8 protein-coding genes are annotated in these 13700 nt (G+C 56.8%); all 8 read left to right on the top strand.

What is annotated here, in order from left to right:
• Nucleotides 1-155 precede the first annotated feature (155 nt).
• The 8 genes from ACSZO4_RS08615 to recD all read left to right on the top strand — a co-directional run bounded on the left by ACSZO4_RS08615 (nucleotide 156) and on the right by recD (nucleotide 13690).
• A complete protein-coding gene (locus ACSZO4_RS08615) occupies nucleotides 156-617 on the top strand; it encodes a prepilin peptidase-dependent protein (protein WP_437888470.1) in 462 nt (153 codons plus the stop codon).
• A complete protein-coding gene (locus ACSZO4_RS08610; RefSeq protein WP_437888469.1) occupies nucleotides 611-1174 on the top strand; it encodes a prepilin peptidase-dependent protein in 564 nt (187 codons plus the stop codon). The genes ACSZO4_RS08615 and ACSZO4_RS08610 overlap by 7 nt, the downstream gene beginning before the upstream one ends.
• Nucleotides 1171-1578: a DUF2509 family protein gene (locus ACSZO4_RS08605; RefSeq protein WP_437888468.1), complete on the top strand. Its 408-nt coding sequence runs from the start codon at nucleotides 1171-1173 to the stop codon at nucleotides 1576-1578. Before ACSZO4_RS08610 ends, ACSZO4_RS08605 begins: the two co-directional genes overlap by 4 nt.
• Nucleotides 1563-1883, top strand: coding sequence for a prepilin-type N-terminal cleavage/methylation domain-containing protein (locus ACSZO4_RS08600; protein ID WP_437888467.1), 321 nt, complete (start codon nucleotides 1563-1565; stop codon nucleotides 1881-1883). Before ACSZO4_RS08605 ends, ACSZO4_RS08600 begins: the two co-directional genes overlap by 16 nt.
• 12 nt (nucleotides 1884-1895) lie before the next feature.
• Nucleotides 1896-5267, top strand: coding sequence for an exodeoxyribonuclease V subunit gamma (gene recC / locus ACSZO4_RS08595; RefSeq protein WP_437888466.1), 3372 nt, complete (start codon nucleotides 1896-1898; stop codon nucleotides 5265-5267).
• Between the two features lie 157 nt (nucleotides 5268-5424).
• A complete protein-coding gene (gene ptrA, locus ACSZO4_RS08590) occupies nucleotides 5425-8316 on the top strand; it encodes a pitrilysin (RefSeq protein WP_437888465.1) in 2892 nt (963 codons plus the stop codon).
• The gene (recB, locus tag ACSZO4_RS08585) at nucleotides 8313-11858 is read left to right on the top strand and encodes an exodeoxyribonuclease V subunit beta (RefSeq protein WP_437888464.1); all 3546 of its coding nucleotides are present in this window, start codon (nucleotides 8313-8315) and stop codon (nucleotides 11856-11858) included. Before ptrA ends, recB begins: the two co-directional genes overlap by 4 nt.
• Nucleotides 11855-13690 carry an exodeoxyribonuclease V subunit alpha gene (gene recD / locus ACSZO4_RS08580; RefSeq protein WP_437888463.1) on the top strand — a complete coding sequence of 612 codons (1836 nt, stop codon included), beginning with the start codon at nucleotides 11855-11857 and terminating at the stop codon, nucleotides 13688-13690. Before recB ends, recD begins: the two co-directional genes overlap by 4 nt.
• Nucleotides 13691-13700: the final 10 nt, after the last annotated feature.

Below are 13700 nucleotides of genomic sequence, written 5' to 3'. Positions count from 1 at the left end.
GAGTGCGCCGGTTTTTTTTATCTGTTGATCCGAATGTCGAGCCGCTTTCCAGCATCGTTGCACATCTTTGCAACGGGCAAAATAACTCTCGTACTGTTGCGTAAAACCGGCACATCCTCCTCGAAAAGTCCCTCACCCGGCAGCAGACTGCGCTGATGAAAAAAGCACGCGGATTCACCTTAATCGAAACCCTGGTGGCGGTTGCGCTGATCGCTATTTTGAGTGGTGCAGGACTTTCCGGCTGGCGTTACTGGCAGGCGCAGCAGCGTTTATGGCAAACCGCCGTCCAGGTACGCCAGTTTCTGGAAATGCTGCGGGATGATGCCAACTGGTACACCCGCGAACAGATTCTTTTGGCATCAGGAGAGGGCGACGCCTGGTGTTTGTTTACCCGACTGGCCGGGGGATGCGTTACCGATTCGCCCTATATGCTGCGTCCGCAATGGCCTGAGGTAGCCCTGGTCGAGTTAACGCCGGTATTAGGATTTTATGGCCTGCGCAATACCGCCTGGGCGGGGCATATCCGCATTCGGAGTACCGCCGGAGAGTGGCGAGTGGTGGTATCCAGCTGGGGGAGAATCAGAATGTGTCGGCAAGCTGCGGATGACGCATGTTAGCTAAGCAACAGGGATTTTCCCTGATCGAAACCTTACTGGCGATGGCCATTGGCAGTGTTTTATTGCTGGCAGCGGCACGTTTTCTTCCCGCGCTTCAGCTTGGCGTCCTGCAACACACACGCACGCAGATGCTGGAGGATGAACTCTGGCAGCGCTTATATACCGTGGCACGCCATCTCCAGCGTGCTGGTTATTGCAATGGCAACTGCGAGGGTAAGCCACTGGTGATTGGTCGCGACGGCGAATGTGTGATTGTGCAATGGGACGCTAACAGCAATGGCCGCTGGGATACAACTCCGGTAAGCGATGCCGACAGCACCGGGTTTCGCCTGCAAAATGGGGTCCTGGAGACCCTGCGAGGAGCCAGCTCATGTGAAGGAAAAGGCTGGGACAAAATGACCGAACCGGCCACCATCATCGTCCATAGTTTTACGGTGAACAGGCAACAAAGCCCTGGGTTTCCTCCGGTAGTTAGCGTCAGCCTCAGCGGGGGGATCAGGGGGCAGGGCGAACGGACGGTGAATGCCGCGTTTAGCGTAACAGGTTTTAACTTATGAACCGCCAACGCGGCATGTCCTCCCTGGCGCTGGTGCTGCTGATATTGCTGCTGGGAAGCCTGATGTTAAATGGCCTGAACCAACAACGTGTCTTGCACATTCGCCGGGTGACCACCGAAATTCACAGCCTTCAGCAATATGCGGCGGTGCAGTCGGCGATGGAGTGGGGGCGCATGCAAAAATGGTATCCCACTCCCCTGGTGCAGTGTCAGCAACCTCCATCTGAATCCTGGCGGGTCTGTCTGCGGGTACTGGCGGATAACCAGGTTTTACTGATAGCGGCCAGCGGTGAGCAGCGTCTGTGGCGAGGTGGACACATAGTGAATAACGAGGTGTTGTTTTCCGCGCATGGCTGGAGTGATTTTTGCCCACAGCAGGAGAATGCGTTATGCCTGCTGCCGTAAAACAACGGGGGTTTAGCCTCACTGAAGTGCTGTTGGCAATGGTATTGCTGGTGATGATTGTGACTGCGCTGAGTGGATTTCAGCGCGCGGTGGCGACGGATTTCGCCCTCTGGAGCCAGCAGCGTGCACTGTGGCGTCACGCCTGGTTGCAGAGCCAACAGCAAACCCCCTCACTGCCGCCGGGATGGCAGGTACACAGAGTGCAGACAAGCGAGTCCGGATGTGTCAGCATCAACGCTATCATTCATTCGCCGTCAGGCAGAAAAGGGCAAATGAGCAGACTGCATTGCCCAACCCGTCAGTAGTCAGGAGCACGTATGCTTAGGGTTTATCACTCCAACCATCTGGATGTGCTGGAAGCATTAATGGAATACATCGTTGAGAATAATCGACTCGACGATCCCTTTGAGCCTGAAATGGTGCTGGTGCAGAGCACCGGCATGGCGCAATGGCTGCAAATGACGCTGGCGAAAAAGTTCGGTATTGCGGCGAATATTGAATTCCCGCTGCCGGCGAGTTTTATCTGGGATATGTTTGTGCGCGTTCTGCCGGATATTCCCAAAGAGAGTGCCTTTAACAAGCAGAGTATGAGCTGGAAGTTGATGACGCTCCTGCCTGGCATGCTGGAGCGTGACGAGTTCGCCATGCTGCGTCACTATCTCTCTGATGACGCTGACAAACGCAAACTGTTTCAGCTTTCATCCCGTGTCGCCGATCTTTATGACCAGTATCTTGTTTACCGCTGGGAATGGCTGACGCGCTGGGAAGCCGGGGAATTGATTGACGGCCTCGATGAAGCCCAGCTCTGGCAGGCGCCGCTCTGGCGTGCGCTGGTGGAACATACCGCCTCGTTGGGTCAGCCGCACTGGCACCGTGCAAACCTGTACCAGCGTTTTATCAATGAGCTGGAAAACGCGAAAACCCGCCCTGCCGGGTTGCCGTCCCGGGTGTTTATTTGCGGTATTTCTGCACTCCCTCCCGTTTACTTACAGGCGCTACAGGCGCTGGGTAAGCATGTGGATGTGCATGTGCTCTTTACCAACCCCTGTCGTGAGTACTGGGGGGATATCAAAGATCCGGCCTTTCTTGCCAGGCTGATAACCCGCCAGCGTCAGCGTCTGGGCGAACAGAAAAGCCTGCCGTTGTTTCGCGATGTAACGGCAGCGCCAGGCCTGTTTAACAGCGAGGGCGAACAGAATCTGCCTAACCCTCTGCTGGCTTCCTGGGGGAAGCTGGGGCGTGACTATGTCTACTTATTAGCCGGTCTGGAAGAGGTTCAGGAGGTTGATGCCTTCGTTGAGATAACGCCCGGGCCGCTGCTACAGAATCTGCAATACGACATGCTGGAACTCCGGAACAGCGCCGTGGCCGGTATCAATGCCGAAGAATTTGCCTGTAGCGATAAAAAACGCCTGCTGGATCCTGACGATCGCAGTGTCACGGTGCATGTCTGCCACAGCCCGCAGCGTGAAGTGGAGGTTCTGCACGATCGTCTTATTGCCATGCTGGAAGAGGATCCACAGCTGACGCCGCGGGACATCGTGGTGATGGTGGCGGATATCGACAGTTACAGCCCCTATATTCAGGCGGTATTCGGCAGCGCGACAGGTGAACGCTATCTGCCCTATGCCATCTCTGACCGTCGTGCCAGACAGGCGCATCCGGCGTTAGAAGCCTTTATCAGTCTGCTTTCCCTGCCGGACAGCCGCTTTGTCTGCGAAGATGTGCTGGCCTTGCTCGATGTGCCCGTTCTGGCGGCCCGGTTTAATATTGACGAAGAAGGCCTGCGCTACCTGCGTCAGTGGGTTAATGAATCCGGTATTCGCTGGGGCATTGACGACGATAACGTGCGTGAACTTGCGCTGCCGCCAACCGGGCAACACACCTGGCATTTTGGCCTGACGCGTATGCTGCTGGGCTACGCCATGGAAAGCCGCCAGGGCGAGTGGCAGTCGATCCTGCCTTATGACGAATCCAGTGGACTTATTGCCGAACTGGTCGGGCACCTGGCCTCACTCTTAATGCAGCTTAATCTCTGGCGACGAGCGCTTGCCGTGGCGCGGCCGCTGGAGGCGTGGCTTCCGGTTTGCCGGGAGATGCTCAATGACTTCTTCTTAGCGGATCAGGATACGGAAGCCGCCCTGGCGCTGATTGAACAGCAGTGGCAGGCCATTATTGCCCAGGGCGTTGAGGCGGCCTATGGTGAAGAGATCCCGCTATCTGTACTGCGTGACGAACTGGCTCAGCGCCTGGATCAGGAGCGCATCAGCCAGCGCTTCCTCGCCGGGCCTGTCAATATCTGTACCCTGATGCCCATGCGCTCTATTCCCTTCAAAGTGGTCTGTCTGCTTGGCATGAACGACGGTATCTATCCGCGTGCGCTTGCGCCGCTCGGTTTTGATCTCATGAGTCATCAGGCGCAGCGCGGCGATCGAAGCCGCCGGGACGATGACCGTTATCTGTTCCTGGAAGCGCTGCTCTCCGCCCAGCAAAAGCTCTATATCAGCTATATCGGGCGCTCAATTCAGGACAATGCCGAGCGCTTCCCCTCCGTGCTGGTGCAGGAGCTACTTGACTACATTGGGCTGAGCCATCGTTTGCCTGGCGATGAGGCGCTTAACTGTGATGAGAGTGAAAAGCGGGTTAAATCGCACCTCTGTCATCTGCATCCGCGTATGCCCTTTGATGCGGCTAACTTTGCTGAAGGTGAATGGCAGAGTTATGCCCGCGAATGGCTGCCCGCTGCCAGCCAGCAGGGGGAGACACATCCGGAATTTATTCAGCAGCTTCTTCCTGTACCGCTTGAAACCCTTAATTTTGACCAGTTGCTGCGCTTCTGGAGCCATCCGGTTCGCGCCTTTTTCCAGATGCGCCTCAGGGTCAGTTTCCGCCCCGAAGAGAGCGATATTCCGGATGCGGAGCCCTTTGTCCTTGATGGCTTAAGTCGTTATCAGCTTAATCAGGAGCTGCTCAATGCGCTGGTTGAGCAGCAGGATGCCGACAAACTGTTTCGTCGTTATCGGGCGGCAGGAGCCCTGCCTTACGGTGCTTTTGGGGAGATCATCTGGGAGACGCAGCAGAGCGAAATGCAGGAGCTGGCTGACAAAATCATTGCTCAGCGCCAGCCGGGAAGCAGCATGGAAATTGACCTGCACTGTGCGGGCGTTCACCTGACGGGCTGGCTGCCCCATGTGCAACCCGATGGTTTGCTGCGCTGGCGTCCATCCATGCTGAGTGTGACCCAGGGGCTGCAACTTTGGCTGGAACATCTTGTCTACTGTGCTGGCGGTGGGGGCGGTGAAAGTCGTATCCTGGTGCGTAAAGACGGAGAGTGGCGATTCCCGGCGCTTAAGCCTGACGTCGCATTGCAACATTTAGCCGTAATGATAGAGGGCTACCGCGAAGGGATGGCGAAACCGCTGCTGGTGCTCCCTGAAAGTGGCGGTGCCTGGATAAAAACCTGTTATGACGCGGCAAATGATGCCATGTTAAAGGACGAGGCAACGTTGCAAAAAGCGCAGGCTAAGTTTTTACAGGCTTATGAAGGCAACATGGTGGCGCGTGGCGAAGGGGATGATGTCTGGTATCAACGCCTGTGGCGAACCCTGACGCCTGAGCATGTTTCGCAAATCACTGAGCTTTCGCAGCGCTACCTGCTACCGATATATCGTTTTAATCAGCTGGATTGACTGTATAAAAATTGTGCAGATAAAGCCTGTGCTTTATCATGCGCATCGGGTCACGGACTGATATACCAAGAGATCGGCTCCTTTGCCGACACACGTTTCACCCGGCGATTTTGTTAATGATGAAAATCAATGGGCTAGTTAATGATGAGGTTCGTGAATGCCCCGCAGCACCTGGTTAAAAGCGTTTGTATTGTTTTTTGCCCTCTGGGCGTCATACGGTCAGGCAGACAATGGTTGGCAACCTGTTCAGGAAACCATCCGCAAAAGCGATAAAGATACGCGGCAGTATCAGGCCGTCCGCCTGGATAACGGCATGGTTGTGCTGCTGGTCTCCGATCCGCAGGCGGTGAAATCCCTCTGTGCGATGGTCGTGCCGGTAGGCTCTCTGCAGGATCCCGACTCCCATCCCGGTCTTGCTCACTATCTTGAGCACATGACCCTGATGGGCTCGAAGAAATATCCTTCCCCCGACAGCCTTGCCGAGTTCCTGAAACTTCATGGCGGCAGCCATAATGCCAGTACCGCTCCGTACCGCACTGCCTTTTACCTTGAAGTGGAAAACAATGCCCTCGAAGGGGCGGTGGACAGGCTGGCCGATGCGATAGCTGAACCGCTGCTGCTGAAGAAATACGCAGACCGTGAACGTAATGCCGTTAATGCTGAACTGACCATGGCGCGAACCCGTGACGGTATGCGCATGGCGCAGGTCAGCGCAGAGACCATCAACCCGGCGCATCCTGGGTCGAAATTCTCCGGCGGCAACCTCGAAACCCTCAGTGATAAGCCTGGTAGCCCGGTACATGAGGCGCTGCTGGCGTTTCGTGACAAATTCTACTCAGCCAATCTGATGAAAGCGGTGATTTACAGTAATCGTCCGTTGCCGGAGCTGGCAAAAATTGCCGCTGAGACCTGGGGCCGGGTTCCCAATAAAAATATTGAGCGCCCGGTAATTGACGTGCCGGTGGTGACGGATGCCCAAAAAGGGGTGATCATCCATTATGTTCCGGCGGTACCGCGCAAAGTGTTGCGCGTGGAATTCCGTATTGATAACAACACCGCGCAGTTCCGCAGCAAAACCGATGAGCTGATCACCTATCTTGTTGGTAACCGTAGCCCTGGCACGCTCTCTGACTGGCTGCAAAAACAGGGGCTGGCGGAAGGGATCCGTGGCGACTCGGATCCGGTGGTGAATGGCAACAGCGGTGTGCTGGCCATCTCCGTTACCCTGACGGACAAAGGGCTGGCGAACCGTGATACGGTCGTTGCGGCCATCTTCAGTTACCTCAATCTGCTGCGTGAGAAAGGCGTCGATAAACGTTACTTCGATGAGCTGGCGCATATCCTCGATCTGGACTTCCGTTATCCCTCTATCACCCGTGATATGAGCTATGTGGAATGGCTGGCAGACACCATGATCCGTGTCCCCGTTGCCCATACGCTGGACTCGGTCAACATTGCCGATCGGTATGACGCCAAAGCCGTACAGGCGCGTCTCGATGAGATGACGCCGGAGAACGCGCGCATCTGGTATATCAGCCCGAACGAGCCGCATAACAAGACGGCATATTTTGTCGAAGCGCCGTACCAGGTGGATAAGATCCCGGCGACGACCTTTGCCCAGTGGCAAAAGCAGGCGAGCACCATTGCGCTGCAAACGCCACAGCTGAACCCCTATATTCCGGATGACTTCACGCTTATCAAGCCTGAAAAAACTTACCAACACCCGGAACTGATTGTTGATGAGCCGAATTTGCGCGTGGTTTATACCCCAAGCAGCTATTTTGCTAACGAACCCAGAGCGGATGTCAGCGTGGTGCTGCGCAATCCGCAGGCAATGGACAGCGCAAAAAATCAGGTGATGTTTGCCCTTAATGACTATCTGGCCGGTATTGCCCTTGATCAGTTGAGTAATCAGGCGGCGGTCGGCGGGATCAGTTTCTCCACCAATGCCAACAACGGGTTGATGCTCAATGCCAGTGGCTATACTCAACGGCTGCCACAGCTGTTCCTGGCGTTGCTTGATGGCTATTTCAGCTACACGCCGACCGCCGAACAGCTTGAACAAGCGAAGTCCTGGTATGCCCAGATGATGGACTCTGCGGATAAAGGCAAAGCCTTTGATCAGGCGATTATGCCGGTGCAGATGCTGTCGCAGGTGCCTTACTTCCAGCGTGAAGAGCGCCGTGCGCTGCTGCCTTCGGTTACCCTTAATGACATTCTGGCGTACCGTGAGGCCCTCAAAACCCATGCCCGCCCTGAGTTTCTGGTGGTGGGTAATTTAAGTGAGCAGCAGGCGAAAGATCTGGCCCATAGCGTACAGAAGACGCTGGGTGCGCAAGGCAGTGAATGGTGCCGTAACAAAGACGTGCTGGTTGATAAAGCGCAGTCGGTGATTTTTGAAAAAGCCGGTAACAGCACGGACTCTGCGCTGGCCGCGGTCTTTGTGCCAAAAGGTTTTGATGAGTTCACCAGTTCAGCTTACAGCGCCATGCTGGGGCAGATTGTCCAGCCGTGGTTCTATAACCAGCTGCGTACCGAAGAGCAACTGGGCTATGCGGTGTTTGCCTTCCCGATAAGCGTTGGACGCCAGTGGGGCATGGGCTTCCTGCTGCAAAGTAACAGCAAGCAGCCTGCGTATCTGTGGGAGCGCTACAAAGCCTTCTTCCCGACGGCGGAAGCGAAGCTGCGGGCGCTGAAACCGGAAGAGTTCGCTCAGGTTCAGCAAGGGGTTATCGCGCAAATTGAGCAGGCTCCGCAAACGTTGGGCGAAGAAGCATCCAAACTGAGCAAAGATTTCGATCGCGGCAATATGCGCTTTGATTCACGTGATAAAGTGGTGGCTCAGATAAAACTGCAGACGCCGCAAAAACTTGCCGATTTCTTCCATCAAGCCGTGGTAGAGCCGCAGGGTATGGCTATTCTGTCGCAGATTTCCGGCAGCCAGAGTGGGAAAGTGGAATATGTCCACCCTGAAGGCTGGAAAGTGTGGGAAAGCGTCAGTGCGTTGCAGCAGTCCTTACCTTTGGTCCCTGATGAGCGAGAAAAATGAGTGAAACCGCTGAGTCCCTTGATCCCCTGCGCTTGCCCCTTACCGGCGAGCGCCTGATTGAAGCCTCTGCGGGCACCGGTAAAACCTTCACCATAGCCGCACTCTATTTGCGGCTGTTACTCGGACTGGGCGGAGAGTCTGCCCGGCCGGGGCCACTGAGCGTTGAGGATGTGCTGGTGGTGACCTTTACCGAGGCCGCCACCGCAGAATTGCGTGGTCGTATCCGCAGTAATATTCATGACCTGCGGATCGCCTGCTTACGTGAAACCTCCGACGACCCCCTCTATGCCCGCCTGCTTGATGAGATTGCGGATAAACCGCAGGCGGCACGGTGGCTGATGCTTGCCGAACGGCAGATGGATGAAGCGGCAGTATTCACCATCCACGGTTTCTGCCAGCGGATGCTCAGCCTGAACGCTTTTGAATCTGGCATGCTGTTCGAGCAGCAGCTCATTGAAGACGAATCGCTGCTGCGCTATCAGGCCTGCGCGGATTTCTGGCGTCGCCACTGCTATCCGTTGCCGCGCGATCTGGCTCAGGTGGTGCATGAGTCCTGGAAAGGGCCGCAGGATCTGCTGAAAGCCATCGACCGCTATTTACAGGGTGAAGAGCCGCAGATTAAATCCGCGCCGCCGGAAGACGAAACGCTGCAGAGTCGTCATCAGAAAATCCTCGAACAAATCAACAGCGTTAAGCAGTTCTGGCTGGCGTCGGTTGCTGAGCTGGAGCCGCTGATTGAAGGCTCCGGCATCATGCGGCAGAAATTCAACCGCGCGAACCAGGCGCGATGGATTGCGAAAATCAGCGCCTGGGCCGAAGAAGAGACGGTCAGTTATCAGCTGCCTGAGCCGCTGGAAAAATTTGCCCAGTCCTTCCTGCACGAACGGACGAAACCGGGAACCGCAGCACCGGAACATCCTCTCTTCGACGCCATTGAGAACCTGCTTGCGGCTCCGCTGACCCTGAAAGACCTGATGCTAACCCGCGCGATGCGCGAAATTCGCGAGGCGGTCGCCCACGAAAAACGGCGTCGCGGCGAGCTGGGCTTTGACGATATGCTCAGTCGGCTGGATTTTGCGCTGCAAAGCGCCAATGGCGAGGCACTGGCAACCGCTATTCGTAGCCGTTTTCCGGTGGCGATGATCGATGAATTTCAGGATACCGATCCCCAGCAATATCGCATCTTCCGGCGGATCTGGCATCACCAGCCGGACAGCGCGCTGCTGCTGATCGGCGATCCGAAACAGGCGATTTATGCCTTTCGCGGCGCGGATATCTTCACCTATATGAAGGCGCGTGATGAAGTCACTGCCCGCTATACGCTGGATACCAACTGGCGTTCCGCTCCGGGGATGGTGGCAAGCGTTAACCAGATTTTTCGTCAGACTGATGACGCCTTTATGTTCCGGCAAATTCCCTTCCAGCCGGTAAACTCCGCCGCCAAAAACCAGTTACACCGTTTTGTGGTCAACGGGAGCAACCAGCCCGCAATGTCCTTCTGGCTGATGGAAGGCGACGGGGTGGGGGTTGCGGACTATCAGTCAACCATGGCCGGGCAGTGTGCGATACAAATTCGTGACTGGCTGATAGCCGGGCAGGCGGGTGATGCGCTGCTTTATGCCGGGGAGAAGTCCAGACCCGTTAAAGCATCCGACATCACGGTGCTGGTCCGCAGCCGTCATGAAGCCTCACTTGTCCGTGATGCGCTGGGCGCGCTGAACATTCCTTCGGTCTACCTTTCCAACCGCGCCAGTGTTTTTGAAACCCTGGAAGCCCAGGAAATGCAGTGGCTGCTGCAGGCGGTGCTGGCGCCCGAGAGGGAAAGCACCCTGCGCAGTGCGCTGGCGACCTCGATGCTGGGGCTCAGTGCACTGGATATCGAAACGCTCAATAATGATGAAGCTGCATGGGATAAGGTTGTTGAGGAGTTCACCGGCTGGCGCAGCCTGTGGCAAAAGCGCGGCGTAATGCCGATGCTGCATGCGCTGATGGGCGCGCGGCATATTGCGGAAAACCTGCTGGCCACCCCCGGCGGCGAGCGTCGCTTGACCGACATTTTACATCTCAGTGAACTGTTGCAGGAGGCGGGTACCCAGCAGGAAAGCGAGCATGCGCTGGTTCGCTGGCTGACCCAGAGAATTGCCGAGCCGGACACTAACGCTTCCAGCGAACAGTTGCGTCTGGAAAGCGACAAACATCTGGTCAAAATCGTCACCATCCATAAATCGAAAGGGCTTGAATACCCGCTGGTCTGGCTGCCGTTTATTGCCAATTTCCGCGTACAGGATCAGGCTTTTTACCATGACCGCGATACCTTTGCCTCGGTGCTCGACCTGAGCGCGGCTGATGAGAGTATCGCGCTGGCTGAAACGGAGCGACTGGCGGAAGACCTGCGCCTGCTGTACGTCGCCTTAACCCGTTCGGTGTGGCACTGTAGCCTCGGGATAGCCCCGCTGTTCCGTCGTCGCGGCGAAAAAACCGGCGACAGCGATTTTCACCTTAGTGCATTAGGTCGTCTTCTTCAGCGCGGTGAGCCGAAGGATGCCGCTGGTCTTCGGGCCTGTCTGAAGGCACTGTGTAACGATGACATTGTCCTGCAGACGCCATCATGCGCAGATAACGCTCCCTGGGTGATGCCACAAGATGGCTCACCAGCGCTGAGCGCCCGCCAGGTGCAGCGTGTGATTGCCGATGACTGGCGGGTGACCAGTTACTCCGGGTTACAGCAGCGCTCGCACAGTATTGCGCAGGATTTATTGCCGCGTCTGGATGTGGATGCGTCCGGGGAGGCAGAGCATAAGACCGAACCTGGATTAACGCCTCATCAGTTCCCGCGCGGCGCGTCACCTGGCACCTTTTTGCACAGCCTGTTTGAAGATCTCGATTTTACCCAGCCAGTCGCAGCGTCGTGGGTCAGTGAAAAACTGCAGACAGGGGGTTTTGATCCCCACTGGCAGCCGGTGATAAGCGACTGGATTGCATCGGTATTGCAGGCTCCTCTTGGTGATACGGGCGCCTCGCTTTGCCAGCTCAGCGCGAAAGATAAGCAGGTCGAGATGGAGTTCTATATTCCCATCGGGCAGCACCTGCGGGCAGAAAATCTTGATGCGCTGATCCGCCGCTACGACCCGCTTTCTGCAGGTTGCCCGCCGCTTGATTTCCGTGACGTGCGCGGCATGCTGAAAGGCTTTATCGATCTGGTGTATCGCCATAACGGGCGCTATTACCTGCTGGATTATAAATCCAACTGGCTGGGGGAATCGGGCGAGGCCTATACCCGTGAGGCGATGGCCGGGGCCATGCAGTCCCACCGTTATGATCTGCAATATCAGCTCTATACCCTGGCGCTGCATCGTTACCTGGGCCATCGCATAGCCGATTATGACTACGAACGCCATTTCGGCGGCGTGATTTATCTCTTCCTGCGCGGCGTTGAGCCGGGTCATCCAGGGCAGGGCGTTTATGCCACCCGCCCTGATATGGCGCTGATACAGGAGATGGATGCTTTGTTTGCCGGTGGAAAAACGGAGGTGATGTCATGACCTTACGTGCGCTCATGCAGGAGGCGGTGGAGCAAAAACTGTTGCGCCCGCTGGATGTGCAGTTTGCCTTTACTGTCGCTGGCGATGATGAACCCGCGGTGATGCTGGCGGCGGCGCTGTTGAGTCGTGATGTCGGAGAGGGCCACGTCTGCCTGCCGCTGGAAAACTTAAGCCTGCAAACCTCCTCTGCTAAACAATCGGCGTTAATGCAGGCCATCTTTGAACAGGCGGGAAGCCCGGCGAACTGGCGCGAACCCTTACTGACCTCGAAAGCGGTGAGTGAAGGGGCCGCGGCAACGCCGATGATCCTCGCCAAAGACCGGCTCTATCTCAACCGGATGTGGTGTAACGAACAACGGGTGGCTGACTTTTTTGCCCGGATCAATCAGCCGATAGCGGTGGATGAAAAGCGCCTCAGGCTGGCGCTTGATGACCTTTTCCCGGCGAGTGAAGAGATCAACTGGCAAAAAGTGGCCGCTGCGGTGGCGCTCACCCGGCGTATCTCAGTGATTTCCGGCGGCCCGGGAACGGGCAAAACCACCACGGTGGCGAAACTGCTGGCGGCGCTGGTGCAGATGGCGGAAGGCGAGCGTTGTCGAATCAGCCTTGCCGCACCTACCGGTAAAGCGGCTGCGAGGCTGACCGAATCCCTGGGTAAAGCGTTGCGCCAGCTTCCTCTGACGCAGGCGCAAAAGGCGACGCTGCCTGATGAGGCCAGTACGCTGCACCGCTTGTTGGGCGCAGTGCAGGGCAGTCAGCGCTTACGTCACCATGCCGGTAATCCGCTGCATCTGGACGTGCTGGTGGTGGATGAGGCATCGATGATTGACCTGCCGATGATGTCGCGACTGATTGACGCCCTGCCTGCCCATGCCCGGGTGATTTTCCTTGGCGATCGCGACCAGCTTGCTTCGGTGGAAGCTGGAGCGGTGCTGGGGGATATCTGTGCGTGGGTCAATGCGGGTTTTACCGCACCACGTGCCGCGCAGTTGTCGCGCCTCACCGGGTTTTCGGTTCCGGCAGGCGGCGGAACGTCGGCCAGCAACCTGCGTGACAGCCTGTGTCTGCTGCAGCAAAGCTATCGATTTGGCAGTGATTCCGGAATCGGCCAACTGGCCGCAGCGGTTAACCGGGGGGATAAAGCAGGCACCCGCGCCGTCTTCCGTCAGGGATTTAGCGATATCGAGAGTAAACCCTTACTCTCCGCCGATGACTACCAGACGATGATTGATGATGCGCTGTCGGGTTATGCGCACTTCCTGTCGCTGCTGCAACAGCACGCCCAGCCGCAGGAGGTGATTTCCGCGTTTGGCGAGTACCAGCTGTTGTGTGCCTTGCGGGAAGGGCCATTTGGCGTCAGCGGCCTCAATGAGCGCCTTGAGCTGGCGCTTATCCGCCAGCGGCGTATCCATCGCCCGTTAAACGCCCGCTGGTATCATGGACGCCCGGTGATGATCGCCCGCAACGACTCATCGCTGGGACTCTTTAATGGTGATATTGGCATTGCTCTGGAAGGAAGCGAGGGGATCCGGGTCTGGTTCCCGCTGCCTGATGGCAGCCTGAAATCCGTCCAGCCAAGCCGGTTGCCGGAACATGATACGGCCTGGGCGATGACGGTACATAAATCCCAAGGGTCGGAGTTTGACCACGCGGCATTAATTCTGCCTGCCCAGATAGTGCCCGTCGTTACAAGAGAGCTGGTCTACACGGCCATCACGCGTGCTAAACAGCGTCTTTCGTTGTATGCCGATGAGCGGGTACTGTTGCAGGCTATCGCCACCCGTACCGAGCGGCGAAGCGGGCTGGATGCCCTTTTTCAGTCTGAAGAATAAAGCAGCCCCG

Origin of the sequence: Phytobacter sp. V91, from assembly GCF_965644225.1 — a bacterium.
Classification (GTDB): Bacteria; Pseudomonadota; Gammaproteobacteria; order Enterobacterales; family Enterobacteriaceae; genus CBFFRJ01.
This window is presented reverse-complemented; position numbering and strand designations above follow the sequence as displayed.